This is a genomic window from Floridaenema evergladense BLCC-F167, assembly GCF_041929205.2.
GTDB classification, from domain to species: domain Bacteria; phylum Cyanobacteriota; class Cyanobacteriia; order Cyanobacteriales; family Aerosakkonemataceae; genus Floridanema; species Floridanema evergladense.
This window is the reverse complement of sequence record NZ_CM171625.1, coordinates 1,806,215-1,823,682: the sequence shown is the minus strand read 5'-3', so window position 1 is coordinate 1,823,682 and position 17,468 is coordinate 1,806,215. Positions and strand designations below refer to the sequence as shown.

Below are 17,468 nucleotides of genomic sequence, written 5' to 3'. Positions count from 1 at the left end.
AATAGGAGAGCCGCCCCTCTGCTTAACTTTGCGGTTGATGATATTCGTGCCAATGACGTGCAATATCAATGCGGCGACATAACCACACTTGTTCATGCTGTTGCAAATAATCCAGAAATCTGGCTAAAGCCGCTGCACGTCCAGGTCTTCCAACTAAGCGACAATGTAAACCAATACTCATCATTTTTGGCGCAGTTTCACCTTCTGCATAAAGTAGATCGAAAGCATCTCTTAAGTAAGTAAAAAACTGATCGCCAGAATTAAAACCTTGATTTGTGGCGAAACGCATATCATTATTATCTAAAGTGTAGGGAATTACTAAATGTGGTTTGCCATAATCATAAATCCAGTAAGGTAAATCATCGGCGTAACTATCAGCATCGTAGAGAAAACTGCCTTCTTCAACTATTAATTTGCGAGAGTTTGGACTAACTCTTCCGGTGTACCAACCTAAAGGACGACTCCCAGTAACTTGGGTGTGAATAGCGATCGCTAATTTCAAATGTTCTCTCTCTTCTTCCTCACCAAAATATTGATAATCAATCCAGCGATAACCATGACTAGCAATTTCCCAATCAGCTTCTAACATCGCCGCTACAGCTTCCGGGTTTCTTTGTAAAGCCATCGCCACACCATAAATTGTTACCGGAATTTTCCTTTGGGTAAATAGCCGATGTAATCGCCAAAAACCTGCCCGACTACCATACTCATAAATCGACTCCATATTCATATTTCGCACCCCCGGCAAAGGAACCGCCCCTATAATTTCTGACAGGAATGCCTCCGAAGCAACATCACCATGAAGAATAGAATTCTCGCCACCTTCCTCATAATTAATCACAAATTGTACTGCCACACGCGCTCGATCGGGCCATTGAGGATCGGGAGTATTCCGCCCATAGCCAACCATATCTCGTGGATATTTCTTAGCCATTATTATTGTCTCTTTAGGTTGCCATTTTTCTGTTTTCTGTCAGTTATTAAAAATATCACAATAATACAAAAAATCCACATCTACATCTGTGTTTATCTGTGTGCCTCTGTGGATATCTGTGGTAAAAAACTTAAATTTACTGTTCTTTTAGCTTACGCTTTAATTTCATATAACGAATTCGCATCACTAACCCCAAAGTAATTTGCTTCATAATCCAATAAACCACTGTTAAAACAACGAAAGTGATAAAAATTATTAACAATGGACGTTTATCAGTCAATTCCTCCATTGTAGTAATGATTAATTTATCTGGATCAGTGACGAAATCCCAACTATTGAAACGGAGGAATCTTCCCAGATAAATTCCCACAGCACAGAAAGCATGAGTAATTAATTCAGACCATACCACCCACTTTGTTGATAGCTGTCGTTTTAAATAATTACCCTGATTAATTAACGAGATTACATAAGCTTCTGTTCCGGCAATTATCGCCAACAAATGCAGGGGAATAAAAATTAGCGTAATAACCCAAGCTGAATATCCTTCACGAATGCCGCGAATTAAGTGGATAATATCTGTTAACAGATAAGGCGCATTGGGCAAGAAAGCAGCATAAAGTAGGAAAACTACCCACCAGAGCCACGATCGCGCATTTGCTCTCCGTCGAAATAACCAAAAGCTAAGAACTAAGGGGATAAAAGCTAGAAATAGATTCCACGCAATCCAGCCGCTATATATACCCCCGGAAAGTGCTTCTTTTGTCTGGGAAATCTGAGAATTCATCTGCATCTTCGTTTTATTACACTTACCTTTACCTACGTTAACCTCTGTGTTCTTCAATTGGTAACAACAATTTCCTGATTTAATGCAATCCAAATTTTTCTTTTGCTACTTTATCTATACCAATAAAAGGTTTGTGAGTGTTGTACATTAGGGGTAAATAGTATTAATTAGCACCACTGTCGATCATGGTAAGCTTTTCTGACGATCGCACCACTCAGCCTTCTTCAACCCATCTAACCCGCAGTCTCAGCGCTTCTGAAACCTGGGGTTTTGGGTTAACTACACATCTTTTCTGGCCCAGTATAGCAACTACCATTCATCTCGCATTGGGTTCAGCAGCAATCTTAGCCTGGTTTCCAGCAACGTTAATAGGAATGCTCGCAGTTTTTCAAGTTCAGAAACTAGGCAGTCATTGGATTGATGTCGCTGGGGGAACGCCAAACTATACAACAAAACTTCTGAAACATTATCCTGGTATTGCTCGCTATGTTGCCTTGGGATATTTCTGTGGTTGGGTTTCCGCTCTACCAACTAGCGCGATCGTCCTCACTAACCTAGTTCAAGCTAATTTAGCAGCAATGCACCTATCCTGTCCCGAAATACCCCTCAAACTAGGATTCACCTTAATTGCATTTGTCTTGGCATTTAGCGGCACTAGAGCTTTGAGTATTCTACATTTGTTTTTTGTCGTACCTACAATCTTACTTCTCTTAGCCTTTTGCTTCCAAGGAATCAGTTGGTTGATCTTTTCTCCTCACAGTCCCGGCTTTTTTCCTACCACCTGGTCACAATTCAGCTTTACAGATTGGGCAAAATGGTACTTTTTCTCCACTTACGTTACTTACGGTTGCGAAACAATCACCGCTTACGTTGCTGATAGTCGTAGTCCAAAACAGACATTAAAATTTTTGCCGATCTCTGCGGGATTAATGCCACCCATCTTTTTGGGCGGTACTTGGGTATTAACTCGTCTAGCAAATGAGGGCAATAGCGATGTCTTGACTAATTTCGTGACCGCAGCTGACCCATTTTGGGGTTCATTCACCTTATTAATTGTCACCTTTTTAATTAGCGCAATCAGTCTGCTATGTTGTGCCACAGTCGTTTCCAATTGTCCACGCATCCTCTACCAACTTTCCTTAGATGGGCATCTTTCACCCGTTTTTTCCGTTGTTTCCCAAAGAGGCGTTTTTGGCCCAGCGTTGTTACTAATTCTCATATTTAGTCTCTTCTGTTTAGTTTGGGGAAATGTAGATCAAATCGTCGCCATTAGTAATATTAGTTGGTTTATCTCCTTCATGGGACTGCACTTAGGACTATGGTTGCAACGTGGCAAACCAGAGGTTTTGTTCCCGCGACTTTCACTGGGCATTTTGTTAGCTGAAGTGGTGATTCTTTTTGTCGGAGGGATTGCTTGGGGTTGGCAAAACTTTATAATTGGATTTCTATTTCCCGTAGGGATCTTACTTATCGATCGCATAATTCGCCATATTCCCTTGGCCTTTTTTGATAAAAATTGGTGGATTCGATATTATTATCGGAAGCGTACCTTGGCAATAGTTAAAGACTCGATTTTCTTACAAGTTATTGTCTTAATTGTGCTTTTATGTGTCGCATTTATCACAGGTTGGAGTTTTCAAATCTTGTTAAATCAAAAGTCTGTTGCCCACGCTGATGCTATGGTGATCGTGTTGTTACAAGTGGTTGTGTTTGTGGGAGTGGCGATCGCTTGCTGGACAAGTTTACCGCAAATTATGGCACTCTTTGAAGCCAAGGATGCAGCAGAAGCAGCTTTGCGAGAATCAGAAGCTAACTTAAGACAACAAACACAACAATTGCAACAAACTTTACAAGAACTCCAGCAAACTCAAGCTCAACTAGTGCAAACGGAGAAAATGTCCAGTTTGGGACAATTGGTAGCTGGAGTCGCCCATGAAATCAACAACCCAGTCAACTTCATCTACGGCAATCTCAACCCCGCCCAGGAATACATTCAAGACCTGCTACAGTTGCTGGAAATGTACCAACAATACTATCCCACTCCTGTTTGCGAAATTCAAGACTTAGTAGAAGCGATCGAAATTGACTTTGTAAAAGAAGATTTGCCGAAACTTCTCTGTTCGATGAAAATAGGGGCAGACCGGATTCAAAAGATTGTCTTAGCACTGCGGAATTTCTCCCGCATGGATGAATCAGAAGTGAAAGAAGTAAACATTCACGAAGGTATCGACAGCACCTTAATGATTCTGCAAAATCGCCTGAAAAAAACCTCAGATTATCCCGGCATTACTGTAATTAAAGAATATGGAGATTTACCGTTAATTGAATGCTATCCTGGACTTCTTAACCAAGTATTTATGAATATTATTTCCAACGCTATTGATGCACTCGAAACTATTGGTCGTCACCAACAAGTAGCAGAACCTTTGACAATTCGGATTGAGACTAAGAGATGGGGAAGCGATCGCATATTAATCCAAATAACTGACAATGGCCCAGGTATGTCCGAAACCGTGAAAAAACGATTGTTTGACCCATTCTTTACCACCAAACCAGTTGGTAAAGGTACGGGATTAGGAATGTCGATTAGCTATCAAATCATTACAGAAAAACACCAAGGTTCTTTGCAGTGCAACTCCGTATTTGGTCAAGGAGCAGAGTTTTTGATAGAAATTCCGCTCCATCAATCCAAAATGGGAATTTTGTCGGCGAAATGCTGAGGGTTACGAATTTTCTTTTGCTGCTTTATCCTCTCAATACAAGGTTTAGTGAACACCTAAGTTTTCTTGTCAACTTTAGAACTATAAGACGATTCTTGTTGGTGACAATCCCTACACTGTGGTACTTTCCGCAATTTGGAAAAACGCACTTCAAAATGTATTACGTAATGATTTTACAGTTTGGGTAGCTTAGGAAACATAAATGGAAAAACCGCCAGTAAAAATATTTGGACTATGAGCTTCCATCATCACCACAACTAAGGTAGAGCCATATTTCCGGGAAATCTTTGCAAGAAATGGACTAGAGGTTATCATAGAGAAAATTTGTGAATTGTATTATTGCGATATGACTACTATTGCTCAAGAGCAATCCAAATTAATTAACAAGTGTATCAATTATTTGATTACTGAATATGAGTATATTTACGGTAAAAGTCAGCCGGAATATAAGGATTTAGCTAGTTCGATCGCACAACAAACTCTAGAAAGGATCGCCAATTGTGATGCTCCATACCATAATCTAGAACATACAGTTCTAGTCGTTTTGGTTGGACAGGAAATTCTTTACGGTAAACATCTTTGTGAAGAAGAAATTTCGCCCAGAGAATGGCTGAATTTTATAGTTTCTTTGCTTTGCCATGACATTGGCTACTTAAAAGGGATTTGCCAGCAAGATCGATTAGCAGAAAATACCTTTGTGACTGGCGTTGATGATGGTACCGTTACCCTTTCTCCTAATGCCACAGGAGCTAGTTTAACAGCTTACCATGTCGATCGCAGTAAATTATTTGTAATTGAAAACTTTAGCGACCACGAACTTATCGATTTAGATAAGATTATACTCAATATTGAATTAACTCGCTTTCCCGTTCCCAAAGATGAACTACACAAAGACACAATTAATTTTCCCGGTTTAACTCGTGGTGCTGATTTAATCGGTCAATTATCCGACCCGGATTATCTTGCTAAATTACCAGCTTTATTCGCGGAATTTGAAGAAATAGGAAGTAACAAAATATTGGGATATTCAAATTCAAAAGCTTTGCGAGCAGGCTATCCTCGCTTTTACTGGCAAGGTGTATCTCTCTATTTGAAGCATAGTATTCGCTATTTGGAAGTATCCAAAAGTGGAAAAGCAATTCTAGAAAATCTACATGGCAATCGAGTTATCGTTGAAAAAGAACTAGATCGTTTTTATCAGAAAGAGCAAAATATTTATTATCGTTTTTTTAATTGGATAAATAAACATTTTGCTAAATTGTAGATTTTGCTGAGAATGACCAATCAAAGTTTATCGTCAAGCTTGTACTCAGACAAATGAATAAGTTAATTGACAACTTTTTAGGTTTAATTACATTAATTAAACCACCTCAAACCTTTAGCTGGCAAACATTAATTTACACTAGCATCTTTTTTTGGATAATAGCATTATTATTAGGCATATTAACTGGCAATGCAAAATTACAGGATACTTTTTCATTGTTAGGATGTGTAATAATAATTTCTGGCTATGCTTGGTTCACAGTTGAACGCCCTTTTATTGTTCAAGGATTTTCTTTAAGTGCATGGATTTTAGTAGGAGTAATTTGTTTATTTATTACTAGCGTACAACCAAAATTTGCCTCATTTATCTGGATAGTTTGGCCTGTATTATCAGCAATTGTTGCCGCTTGGCCTGAGTTTATTGCCGCAGGGAGAAAGTTAAACAATTTAAGAAATGAACAACGTTTTAAACTGTTAATATGGTTTTTAATTCATTTAATTTTTAGTTGTTGGATACAATTCAGTTTAATTATTCAAGGTTGGATCTTGCAATATCCTAGTCTGTTAGCTGATGATTTAAGCCAGAGTGATTTTGTTGTCACAATTAAATCTTTTTCCCGTCCAGTTACGGAAGGAGAGAAAGTATTAGAAGCAATGGAACGACAACTAAAAACTAAATTAGAAGGTAAATCTTGGGTAATAGCAGAAAACTGGTTCAGGGATACAAATCAACTAGAAAAACTGCAAAACCAAGCCAAGCAAACACTTTCTAAAATCGAAGAAAAAAACTTATGGAAATTTAATGCAAAAATTACCGATCAAAAAACAGGATATAATCTGTTGATGGTAGCAGAATGGCAAGGCCCTAGTTCCAATCCTCAAGGTTATTTGCTAAAAAAAGTTTGTCAAGTTAACTCAGTAACTCGGCAACCTGCCCCAGTTAATACAAAATTGAGGAGAGAAAGGAGAAATAATAATGCTAGGGTAGCAACAGCATCACAGGTAAAAATTACAACAATACCTGTAAAAGTTGCTAAAATTCAATGTCAACCTGTGATTAAATAAGTTATTAGACAATCATCAGCCTAAAAGTTCCTCAAAGTTATGAACATTGACGAAAATCAACCAACAAAAATTGATAGTATACTAGGCAGGGTTTTGGTAATTGCTTCTCATGTATTCCGGGAAGTAATTCGCGATCGCGTACTCTATTTAATTGGCTTATTTGCAATATTATTAGTTGGAATTGCCGGATTTTTACCCCAAGTCGCTGCTGGTACACAAGACAAAATTCTCTTAGACCTTGGTTTAGCAGCTATGGGAATTATCGGCTTAATTGTAGCTATATTTATCGGCACTGGTTTAGTAAATAAAGAAATTGAAAAACGCACAGTGCTAGTATTAATTGCTAAACCTATCAGTCCAGCAGAGTTTATTGTCGGGAAACATATTGGCTTATCAGCAATTTTAGCTGTACTGTTGATTTCCATGTTAGCAATTTATTTTTTAGTACTGTTATTTAATCAAGTCAGCTTTTCATTCTTGAGCATTTTGACAGCAGTCTTTTTCCTCTGGTTAGAATTATCTTTGATTACTGCCGTTGCCATTCTTTTGGGAGTATTTACCAGTTCTTTAATAGCTACTCTATTGACATTTGCTGTTTATTTAATGGGACATTTGAACCCGGATATTGTTAAATTAGGCAAATTAGCAAAAAACCCAACATTAGAAATATTTACCCAAGGGTTGTATTTAGTATTACCTGATTTGTCGCGATTAGATTTAAAAAATCAAGCAGTTTACGGATTGACTTTACTACCTAATAATCAAACTTTGTTCCTCAACTTCATTTATGGAATAGTTTATATTGTATTGCTCTTAGCGATCGCCACTCTCATCTTCTCTCGTCGGCAATTTTAATAGACCAGCTTATAGCATCAATTATCATCATCGGAGCTAAACAGCTTATGGCATTTCAGATTGTAGAATTCAGTGTTTTAAAAGTCTTTAAAGTGCGAATTCCCGAACTTTTTGGACTGGCAGATCATTACTATCTAGCTGAAGATACTAATTTTGAGAATTCAGTTGGTTGGGGATCAACTGGTTTAGAATTACGCGGAAATGTGAGAGTAACAGCACAAGAAGTTGAGCGTATAGAAAATTTTATGGCTGTTGCCAAATACAGTATCGCCATCAATAATTGCGAGCATTTTGCTAACTATGTTCTTCATGGAATCAATCTTTCCTCTCAACAAAATACTTGGTGGAAGTGTTTAGGCGCAGAAATTGTTAGTCGCTTGCAACCTGTGCAAAGTATTGGTAGCAATTATCATACTTTTATGGGTCAGCAAATTGCCAATGTTTTGAATGAAAATCTCAGACAAGCAAAAATAGAACAAGCAAACCGAGAACGCATTGAATTTTGGAAATCTAGGGGAGTTGATACTAAATAACGAAAAATTAGCGATCGCTCTTTTTTAAGCGATCGCCATTTCTTCAACCTAATCTTTTTTCACCGCTTGATAAGTCTTAAATCCCCCACTAAGATTACCTCCCCTGCCCCTGGAGCTCCCCTGCCCCTTAAGTCGCAAAATTTGATACCCTAGCTTAAATAACATCTTGGGAACGAGTACGAGCGTGGACATTCAAATTGGGCGAGGTAAAACAGCCCGCCGAGCATACGGTATTGATGAAATCGCACTAGTGCCGGGGCCTAGAACTTTAGACCCCAGTTTGGCAGACACTCGCTGGCACATAGGCGGCTTTGAGCGAGAAATTCCAATTATCGCCAGTGCGATGGATGGTGTAGTCGATGTACGCATGGCAGTGGAGTTATCGCAATTGGGAGCCTTGGGAGTTCTTAACCTCGAAGGAATCCAAACTCGCTATGAAAATCCAGAGCCGATTTTAGATCGAATTGCCTCAGTAGGTAAAGAAGAGTTTGTCCCTTTGATGCAAGAACTTTATGCAGTACCTATTAAACCAGAGCTAATAGAGCGACGCATCCAAGAAATTAAACAATTAGGTGGTATCGCCGCAGTTAGCGCCACCCCCGCAGGAGCCAGTAAATATGGTTTAGTAGTTGCCAATGCGGGAGCAGATTTATTTTTCGTTCAAGCTACTGTAGTTTCAACTGCTCACCTCTCCCCAGAATCAATCACTCCCTTGGACTTAGTGCAATTCTGTCAGGAAATGCCCATTCCCGTAATTTTGGGTAACTGCGTCACTTATGACGTAGCTCTCAATTTAATGAAAACTGGCGCAGCTGCAATATTAGTGGGTATTGGTCCGGGTGCTGCTTGTACTTCTAGGGGTGTTTTAGGTGTTGGTGTACCTCAAGCAACCGCTGTAGCTGATTGTGCTGCTGCCAGAGATGATTATTATCGGGAAACTGGCAAATATGTGTCAGTGATTGCTGATGGTGGTTTAATTACTGGCGGTGATATTTGTAAGTGTATTGCTTGTGGTGCAGATGGAGTGATGATTGGTTCTCCTTTCGCTAGAGCCAAAGAAGCACCCGGACGCGGTTATCACTGGGGTATGGCTACTCCTAGCCCAGTTTTACCTCGTGGGACTCGGATTCGTGTCGGTTCCACAGGTACATTAAAACAAATTCTGCGGGGGCCAGCTGCACTTGATGATGGCACTCACAACCTATTAGGAGCTTTACAGACCAGTATGGGTACTTTAGGAGTCAAAAACATCAAAGAAATGCAGCAAGTCGAGGTGGTAATTGCTCCCTCTTTGTTAACCGAGGGTAAGGTATATCAAAAAGCTCAACAATTGGGAATGGGTAAGTAGTTTTACTCAGCAAAATTTAGATAAGGAAATTTTTCTGGATGCCCTGCTAACCTACCCTAAAACTGATTCTGTGGCCTACAATAGAGAAAGCGGAGACGCATGTTTCCGTTCACTCCTCACACCACACTCCGCCCGGACTATTGTTCGGGCGGTTCCTTATTTTTAGTAGCAATTTTTTACATTCTGTAAAGTTTCGCTTTTTCTAGCCTCTCAGAGTATATCTACCTGTGGATAAGAGAAGAAAAGCTTTTTATTGTGATAGAATGCCGAATGAAATTAAATAATATTTGGTAAGGAATTGAAGGCATGGCAACAGCCGAACAAGTTACAGACTCTACTTTTAAGCAAGAAGTACTTGATAGTGACATTCCTGTTTTAGTTGACTTTTGGGCTCCTTGGTGTGGACCCTGCCGTATGGTTGCACCTGTAGTAGAGGAGATCGCCGAGCAATACGCAGGGCGAGTAAAAGTGGTTAAGGTCAATACTGATGAGAATCCCACTGTTGCTAGCACATATGGTATCCGTAGCATTCCGACGCTAATGATTTTCCAACGCGGTGCACGAGTTGATATGGTGGTTGGGGCGGTTCCGAAGACTACTTTGGCTAATACTTTGGAAAAGTATCTCTAAACCTTTAGTAACGCTACGCGGGAACTTAAATTTCTCTGAGGCAAATTTCCGAAAGTCTAGAAAATAAGCTGTTCAAGTATTTTGAAAGGTTTATCTACTATATTCGCTATGTTGGACTGATTAAGTCTGAGAAGCTCCAGAAAGCTGAATAGTTGAATTAGGAGACTGGGAAAGCTTTATTTCCCGCTTGTTTAATGAGCGTCTTCGATCGATCTGATTTAAGACGCTTTTAAAATTTGATTGGATAATAATACTGTAAAAACTTTATCTGGGGTGAAGTTGTAGAAATTTCCTGCGACTAGAGGCTACATTTGGGATGGGAAACTCGCTACAATGTAATACCCGCCAGAGCGGAATTAATTATGACTATTACACCCTCGTTCAATACATACGAGTCTTTGCCAAGAGAGTTGGCGGAATTAATCGAGCGGCTACCTACGCATAAGTATAAGAAATGGATCGAGCAATCATTGGCTACCTTATTGCGGATGGGTAGTGGTGAGATCGATCGCCTAGACTGGAAGATTTTAACAGCTTCGTTATTAGATATGGAGCGAGGCTTCCAAACCTTTTATCCCTACCGACATATTCGCAAAGTCACGTTTTTTGGTTCGGCTCGGTTGCCATCTCAGGCTCCAGAGTACCAAATGGCTGTAGACTTTGGTCGTCGCGTCACCGAGTTAGGCTTTATGTTGATGACTGGTGGGGGTGGCGGGATTATGCAGGCGGGAAATGAAGGCGCAGGGAAAGATAATTCTTTTGGTTTAAATATTCAGCTGCCTTTTGAACAGTCAGCTAATCAGTTTATTGATGGAGATCCCAAGTTAATTCACTTTAAGTATTTTTTCACGCGCAAGCTGTTTTTGTTACGGGAAAGTGATGCGATCGCAGTGTTTCCTGGTGGTTTTGGCACCCAAGATGAAGCTTTTGAGTGTCTTACCCTTTGTCAAACTGGTAGATATGGTCCTGTACCTTTAATTTTGATCGATCGTCCTGGTGGCGATTATTGGATAGACTGGGATGCTTATGTGGAAAAGCATTTGGTTAAACGTGGATTAGTTAATCCAGAAGATCGCAGCGTCTACACAATCACTGATGACTTAGATTTAGCTTGTGAAGCGATTACCAGTTTTTATCGAGTTTATCACTCCAGTCGTTACGTTGGAGAACAATTCGTCATTCGCCTCAAGTCCGAACTAAAAGATTCAGATGTTGAATGGTTAAATGAGAATTTCTCAGACATCCTGGTGAAAGGAAAAATTGAAAAGACTCAAGCTTTCCCACAAGAAACAGGCGACGAAACCTTTGATTTGCCTCGGTTAGCAATGTATTTTAATCAAAGGGACTTGGGAAGACTTTATCAAATGATTGCGACTATTAACCGGATGAATCCTACTTCTCCAGAGTCGGAACATCCCGAACGTAAGTAAAAAGAGGCAAGAAGAGTACAGGGAGATCGGGAGACAGGGGTAATACGAAGAATTCTTTATGTCAACTCTCCATACCTCTTCTTTCTTTTGCCTTGTTGAAATTACATAATTACTGAGAGTTTAAGCGATATCTAAATTTTCATTACAAGAATATTAAATATTTTTGCAAAAATAGTCTGTGTTTTACAGGATATGGTAAAATTCCCATTTAAATTCAGGATTCTGCCATAAAAAATATTTGGTAATAGTAGTAAACTACTGTTTCAGGGAAATTACGTATCTTAGCCAAAACTTTAACCTAATATTCAGCAATCCTCACCAAGACAAGCGATCGGGATGTTTGCGAGAGTAATAATAACAAGCTCATAAGTCACGCTAAAAATTTAGAGTGTCCGCAAAGCTATCCCACTTGATTTTTTTTGGTTCTAATTACTATGTCTAACAAACGAGTTAAAATTAATTTTCCTGTCTGGCGTTTTCTCAACCAACCGCTCTTTAGCTCAAAAACTAAATTAGTATTAAATCCTTATAAATTCTGGTACCTATACAGAATTGAATTACTGGAACGTTGCTTGGCTAAAAAGTGCGAATCCGAAGGTCGTCATTATAATTAAAGATTATGAACAAGTGAAGCGTTGTGTGGCTCGTTGCTCCTGAAACGGGAAAAACCTAAAAAGCACAAAGGTTAAGTTCGCACTTAACTGCTTCAATAGCTGAAAGCAAATGCGCTCTCTGTGGACTACTCTTTAAAGATGGAGATAAACTGGAAATGGGTAAAGCGGTCTGTACACTAACCGCATCAACAATCAGGCTTGTGTGGTGAAAGTCCCCAGCAAGGTTTTGAGTTGAAGGGTATGATGGTGACATCTTACTCGACCCCAAATCTACTTCGATCGATATCATTGAGTTAATTCGGGAACTGCACTATGACTAAAATTCTTTCAGCAGCAATCTTTGGGATGGCAACCGCGCCGACTCAAGCTCCTGAACGCTCTAGTCAAGTTACCCGCAAGCTTTACCCTAACTACAAAATAATTGTGCTGAATGATGATTTCAACACCTTTCAGCACGTTCATGATTGTTTGGTGAAGTATATTCCTGAGATGACGAGCGATCGCGCCTGGGAACTCACTAATCAGGTACACTATGAAGGTCAAGCTATTGTTTGGATTGGTCCTCAAGAGCAAGCGGAACTCTACCACCAGCAGTTAAGTCGCGCTGGATTAACTATGGCTCCCCTAGAAGCAGCATAAAATTATGAATAATTCCCCTGGCGGTAGGTTAGTTCTCACTCATTCCACTCACATTCCCGGTTTAATAGCCGTTTTGGATCGTCTCACTAAATATAATGGTATTCAAACCATTACTCCCGCAGTAATTGGTAGAGCCAAAGGACATTCCCCACGCTTGCAGTTAAAAATTTCCGTACCAATCCGAGGTGGTTTTAAATTAATTGCCCGCCAGGGTAAAACTTTTCAAGAGGTTTTTATTATTACTAGCTGCCAAAAAGATGAGTTAGAAGCAGCAATTTTTCAAGCTATGAAATGATCGGTAAAATTGCAGATTATCAATTGATAGTCTGCAATTTTATAATTAACTCAAACAGATATCTTACCTCCGATCGCGCTCCCAGCGATCGATCGCACTTTGCAAAAGCTCGGCACGGCTGGAATTTGGGCTGCGTCGCCGTTCGTAATCAATCAATCTTTCTACCTGTTTGCGATCGCCTTGACTTTTTTGGAGCAGTTTTTTGTAAAGCTGCGTTTCTTTATCACTACTCGAATTTTTGTAAAGCTGCGTTTTTGTACCAATACCTGTTTTTGAAGACTCTTTAGTTACGTACTTAGCTAGTAACAAAATTAAGATAACTGCGAATATTAGATAAGGTATTTTATCTGGAAAGTGCGTCACAAAGTAAACTGACAGTACGAAGATCGCTATTGCAGCTATCAAACGTTCAGGGGAAGCTTTACGCATAGTATTTTAAATGTGATGTCAGAACTGTTAGATAATTGGTATCTAATTCAAATGTTAAAGTTCAGAATAATAGCTTGTCATCAGTAGTTCCACGAAGTTATATCTTATGGTGATAAGCAAAACTGACTAATTAATGAAATGCTTGATTTACAAAGAATTTCAGCAGAGGCAATTCATGAATTGCCCCTACCTGTCCCCAAAACCAGGGTTTAAAAAATTTGTTTTGTTTTCCCTGTTCTCTTTCCTCACTAAATTGTCCCGATCAATTACCGATAGCCAAAACTAACAATTACTTTGCTACTTGTTGTAAGGAAAAGCGATGTAAAGGTAGAATAATCACACAACAAACAGTCAAAAAGTAAGAGATAGCTGCTGTTATTTGTAAACTCATAACTAGAATATCCCAATTAGGTAATTGCAGCTTTTGAGCAAAATCAGCTATGCAATAAACCATCCAGTAGGTGAAGATCATTAAAAACAGCGATCGCTCAGTCTCTTCTATCTCATTCCCTTGAGTTGGCTTGTCACTATTAATCAACCAAAGCCCGACAATAGAGCCAATAAAAGAAGCTAAAAGTAAATAATCATGCCAGTGCAAATTTTCGATTTGCATATCTCTGTTTATTCCACAAATTTCAGTTGGACATCAGTCTAAGGGATTACAGTTCATCAAACAAAGAAATAGTTACAAAACTCAATAGCCCTTAACACTTTGAAATCTATAGCCAGATCTATGAGGGGCAAATCTGTAAGCGATCGCATTTATCATTTCAAATTATGGCTAGAATTAAAATGGCAATTAAGAAATTACTGCTCAGGTTAGCCCAAAATGTAGCGTTAAACTTAATTTTATTTAATTTTCTTTCTCTGTCCTTTTCGTAACGACTCTTTTTGTTTTCTGCTACTTCTATTTTCTTGTTACTTATTAAATGTTTAATTTCTTCCCGCTCCTCAGAAATATAATTTAATAAAAAATCTAAGCCAACTAGTTCTACAATTAAATCAATTATTATAATAATCATTCTACTTACAAACAAATAAAAACCGTTTTGCAAATCGAAGAAGGCAGTCGAGGAAACAAAGCGATCGAAAAATATATAACGAATTAATTGTATTTGTACGAAATTTAGGGTAATAGATTGAATCACGAAAAAGCATAACCAGCCAACAAAGGTCGATAACAGATTTAGAATTGCTGAGTATTGAATGGCAGTTTTGGGACTAATGTTTAAAACTCTCTGTAAAATTACACTTTCTAAAGCAATTGATATTAGTATTAGTAAAGTTTGAAACACCACTGCTCGTAAAGGCAAAACCAGAGATAAATCTTCTATCATTATGGTGATACGGAAAAGAATAATTGTCGATGGGATGACCGATGACTCACGACTATTAACAACGATATATTAAATATCTGCGACAACAGCGACGAGAAGCAATCAAAATGACGAGAGTAGGAATAGGTATTCGCACAGCGCAAATGCGTGCCGAACGAATTACGGGTCAAATTCATGTTTATGACGGCGCGGGAAAAGGCAAGTCTAGAGCAGCTTTAGGCGTAGTTTTGCGTTCTATTGGGTTAGGAATTAACTCAGGGGCACAAAATCGGGTGTTGCTGCTGCGGTTTCTCAAAGGGCCGGGACGACAGTATGATGAAGACGGAGCGATCGCCGCTTTACAGCAAGGTTTTCCCCATTTGATCGATCAAGTTCGTACCGGAAGGGCGGAGTATTTTGCTAAAGAGGAGATTACCCGCTTTGACAGAATGGAGGCGCAGCGGGGATGGGATGTGGCGAAAGGTGCGATCGCATCTGGTTTATATTCTGTGATTGTGTTGGATGAACTCAATCCAGTGCTAGATTTAGGTTTGCTCTGTGTAGACGAAGTAATCAATACTTTAAAGAATAAACCAGAGGAAGTGGAAATCATTGCCACTGGGAGAGCCGCACCTCAAGCATTATTAGACATTGCTGACTTACACTCGGAAATGAAACCTCATCATCATCCCATGTCTCAGGAAAAGGGAATTGAGGGAATTGAAATTTATACAGGTGCAGGTAAAGGAAAATCTACCAGTGCGTTAGGAAAAGCTTTACAAGCTATAGGTAGGGGAATTAGTCAAGATAAATCCCATCGAGTTTTAATTATGCAGTGGCTCAAAGGTGGCACTGGTTATACTGAAGATGCGGCGATCGCTGCTCTACAACAAAGTTATCCTTCTCTTGTAGATCATCATCGTTGTGGTGGTGATGCGATCGTCTGGCGAGGACAACAACGGGAAATAGATTATGTAGAAGCAGAAAGAGGATGGGAAATTGCCCGAAGTGCGATCGCATCTGGACTCTACAAAACTATCATACTCGACGAACTTAATCCCACAGTTGACTTAGAATTATTACCTCAAGAACCCATAGTTCAAGCATTACTGAGAAAACCCCGCGATACAGAAATCATTATCACAGGTCGCTGCCTCAATCCCCCAGCATATTTCGATCTTGCCAGCGTTCACTCGGAAATGATTTGTCATAAACATTATGCCGATCGAGGCGTGGAACTCAAGCGAGGAGTAGATTTTTAACACAAGGGATTGGGGGACTGAGGAGTGATGGCTCTCCCGTACTTGTGGTGGAAAACTCTGGTTTTAGGGACTGGGGACTGGGGACTGGGGACTAGGGACTGGGAAACCTTGTGGAGTAAGCACTTGGCTAATTAATTAGGTTTACTTATCACCATGAGTACTGGAGAGCCGGAGTGATAACTCAAAACTTAAAAAACAACTAAGAACTTTCCCAAACCCAGTCCCCAGTCCCTTTGTCCCCAATCTTAAATTTCTAACTTTTTCCGCTGTCCTTTGAGCATCCACGCACTACCCAAACCAAATACCAACAAGCTGGTAGCTGTACCAGGTTCGGGAATAGAAATGGGTTTGATTGACTCAACCATAACTACTAAATCCTGAAAATCGCTATCAGAACTACCTGGAGTACTCCGCAGTAAATCGTCAAAGGCAATAATGAATTCATTGTCTGTAAAAACTCCAGGTTGTCTACCTTGAATTTGCAGACTTGTTTGATTGTTTCCTTGGTAAATTACAGCTTGTTGAGAACCATTGGGATTGCGACTATTTTCAGTGTAAAAAGTTCCTTGTTCAGTTTCTATATAAAAACCAAAAACATTACCAAAACCCGTGTATGTGTTCACGCTAGGAGATCCCTGATTTCCAGGCTGGAACCCATTAGTAAAAACAGATAAATCGCCATTGCCCAAAAAGCTTACAAATGCTCCATCTGAAACATCATTGCTTCCAGCAAATAATTGTGCTTTGACACCGCTTTGATTGTAGATGCCAAACTTGTTGATGGGAGCATTTCCAGCTACTTCAAACATGAAAGTGGCAACAGAACCGCTACTAGCAGTATTCGTAAATAGATTGAAACCTGTTTGACCGTTTACTGTATCAATTCTTGGCCCACCTACTGTAAGGCTGTCCAAAATGTTTTGTAAGGACTGATCTGGGCCATCAAAAGAAGTTCCAAAGGAAACTGCTTTTGCTACTTCGCCAGAAGCAAATACAGTCCCCAAGGCTAGTAGTCCTACTGCGGTAGATGTAAAAAACTTGTTCATGAATTCCTCTACTTGTTTAAGCATGATTACCAGTAAAAAATTTGGGAGAGTAAACTTCGCACATATTTATAGAGATTCAAAACACAACCGTTTTGTTTCGGATTTTTTTAACCCGGATTTTACTGATTTGTTGCCTGCTGCACATAACCTAGAGTAGGCTTGCTTCAGTGTATATACGTAGTTTTAGCACAATCTCGAAAGTTCCGAGTTAGGCATCTGTGTAATTAACAGCTTCCCTGTAAGTGCAACTTTACTATTTGTTCAATAAACTCTACCATTTTAAAGCAAATTTATAAAAGTTGGGT

18 protein-coding genes are annotated in these 17,468 nt (G+C 39.4%); 11 read left to right on the top strand and 7 right to left on the bottom strand.

Translation table 11 applies throughout. The features are described 5' to 3' along the window. Positions 1 to 22 precede the first annotated feature (22 nt). The gene (gene puuE, locus ACE1CA_RS08725) at positions 23 to 934 is read right to left on the bottom strand and encodes an allantoinase PuuE (RefSeq protein WP_413279171.1); all 912 of its coding nucleotides are present in this window, start codon (positions 932 to 934) and stop codon (positions 23 to 25) included. A 136-nt stretch (positions 935 to 1,070) separates the two neighbouring features. Further along, complete coding sequence (locus ACE1CA_RS08720; RefSeq protein WP_413279170.1) at positions 1,071 to 1,718, bottom strand: DUF1361 domain-containing protein; 648 nt, start codon at positions 1,716 to 1,718, stop codon at positions 1,071 to 1,073. A gap of 185 nt (positions 1,719 to 1,903) precedes the next feature. On the opposite strand from ACE1CA_RS08720, the gene ACE1CA_RS08715 reads away from it, so the two are divergent. Beyond that, positions 1,904 to 4,438: an ATP-binding protein gene (locus ACE1CA_RS08715; protein ID WP_413279169.1), complete on the top strand. Its 2,535-nt coding sequence runs from the start codon at positions 1,904 to 1,906 to the stop codon at positions 4,436 to 4,438. A gap of 189 nt (positions 4,439 to 4,627) precedes the next feature. On the opposite strand, the gene ACE1CA_RS08710 is transcribed toward ACE1CA_RS08715, so the two are convergent. Continuing rightward, positions 4,628 to 4,753, bottom strand: coding sequence for a hypothetical protein (locus ACE1CA_RS08710; protein WP_413279168.1), 126 nt, complete (start codon positions 4,751 to 4,753; stop codon positions 4,628 to 4,630). Positions 4,754 to 4,784: 31 nt separating this feature from the next. Between ACE1CA_RS08710 and ACE1CA_RS08705 the strand changes: the two genes are divergently transcribed. From ACE1CA_RS08705 to ACE1CA_RS08665, 9 genes are all read left to right on the top strand, one after another. Then, positions 4,785 to 5,702, top strand: coding sequence for a metal-dependent phosphohydrolase (locus tag ACE1CA_RS08705; protein WP_413279167.1), 918 nt, complete (start codon positions 4,785 to 4,787; stop codon positions 5,700 to 5,702). A 53-nt stretch (positions 5,703 to 5,755) separates the two neighbouring features. Further along, a complete protein-coding gene (locus tag ACE1CA_RS08700; RefSeq protein WP_413279166.1) occupies positions 5,756 to 6,766 on the top strand; it encodes a DUF5357 family protein in 1,011 nt (336 codons plus the stop codon). A gap of 39 nt (positions 6,767 to 6,805) precedes the next feature. Next, entirely contained in the window at positions 6,806 to 7,621 is an 816-nt protein-coding gene (locus ACE1CA_RS08695) for an ABC transporter permease (protein ID WP_413279165.1), read from the top strand. Between the two features lie 47 nt (positions 7,622 to 7,668). Continuing rightward, a complete protein-coding gene (locus tag ACE1CA_RS08690) occupies positions 7,669 to 8,154 on the top strand; it encodes a C40 family peptidase (protein ID WP_413279164.1) in 486 nt (161 codons plus the stop codon). Positions 8,155 to 8,338: 184 nt separating this feature from the next. Continuing rightward, on the top strand, positions 8,339 to 9,502 hold the full coding sequence (locus ACE1CA_RS08685) for a GuaB3 family IMP dehydrogenase-related protein (protein WP_413279163.1): 1,164 nt from the start codon (positions 8,339 to 8,341) through the stop codon (positions 9,500 to 9,502). 306 nt (positions 9,503 to 9,808) lie between these two features. After that, a complete protein-coding gene (trxA, locus tag ACE1CA_RS08680) occupies positions 9,809 to 10,132 on the top strand; it encodes a thioredoxin (protein ID WP_413279162.1) in 324 nt (107 codons plus the stop codon). A gap of 362 nt (positions 10,133 to 10,494) precedes the next feature. Next, positions 10,495 to 11,562: an LOG family protein gene (locus ACE1CA_RS08675; RefSeq protein ID WP_413279161.1), complete on the top strand. Its 1,068-nt coding sequence runs from the start codon at positions 10,495 to 10,497 to the stop codon at positions 11,560 to 11,562. A gap of 926 nt (positions 11,563 to 12,488) precedes the next feature. Further along, positions 12,489 to 12,815: an ATP-dependent Clp protease adapter ClpS gene (gene clpS / locus ACE1CA_RS08670; protein ID WP_459563650.1), complete on the top strand. Its 327-nt coding sequence runs from the start codon at positions 12,489 to 12,491 to the stop codon at positions 12,813 to 12,815. A 4-nt stretch (positions 12,816 to 12,819) separates the two neighbouring features. Then, the gene (locus ACE1CA_RS08665; protein WP_413279160.1) at positions 12,820 to 13,110 is read left to right on the top strand and encodes a DUF2103 domain-containing protein; all 291 of its coding nucleotides are present in this window, start codon (positions 12,820 to 12,822) and stop codon (positions 13,108 to 13,110) included. Positions 13,111 to 13,173: 63 nt separating this feature from the next. Here the strand turns inward: ACE1CA_RS08665 and ACE1CA_RS08660 are convergent, their stop codons facing one another. From ACE1CA_RS08660 to fraC, 3 genes are all read right to left on the bottom strand, one after another. Continuing rightward, positions 13,174 to 13,539, bottom strand: coding sequence for a hypothetical protein (locus tag ACE1CA_RS08660; RefSeq protein ID WP_413279159.1), 366 nt, complete (start codon positions 13,537 to 13,539; stop codon positions 13,174 to 13,176). A 289-nt stretch (positions 13,540 to 13,828) separates the two neighbouring features. Beyond that, complete coding sequence (locus ACE1CA_RS08655) at positions 13,829 to 14,152, bottom strand: hypothetical protein (protein ID WP_413279158.1); 324 nt, start codon at positions 14,150 to 14,152, stop codon at positions 13,829 to 13,831. A 157-nt stretch (positions 14,153 to 14,309) separates the two neighbouring features. Further along, positions 14,310 to 14,876: a filament integrity protein FraC gene (gene fraC / locus ACE1CA_RS08650; protein ID WP_413279157.1), complete on the bottom strand. Its 567-nt coding sequence runs from the start codon at positions 14,874 to 14,876 to the stop codon at positions 14,310 to 14,312. Positions 14,877 to 14,983: 107 nt separating this feature from the next. On the opposite strand from fraC, the gene ACE1CA_RS08645 reads away from it, so the two are divergent. Next, positions 14,984 to 16,117, top strand: a complete 1,134-nt coding sequence (locus tag ACE1CA_RS08645) for a cob(I)yrinic acid a,c-diamide adenosyltransferase (protein WP_413279156.1) — start codon at positions 14,984 to 14,986, stop codon at positions 16,115 to 16,117. A 245-nt stretch (positions 16,118 to 16,362) separates the two neighbouring features. Here the strand turns inward: ACE1CA_RS08645 and ACE1CA_RS08640 are convergent, their stop codons facing one another. Beyond that, positions 16,363 to 17,163, bottom strand: a complete 801-nt coding sequence (locus ACE1CA_RS08640; RefSeq protein ID WP_413279155.1) for a hypothetical protein — start codon at positions 17,161 to 17,163, stop codon at positions 16,363 to 16,365. Positions 17,164 to 17,468 lie beyond the last annotated feature (305 nt).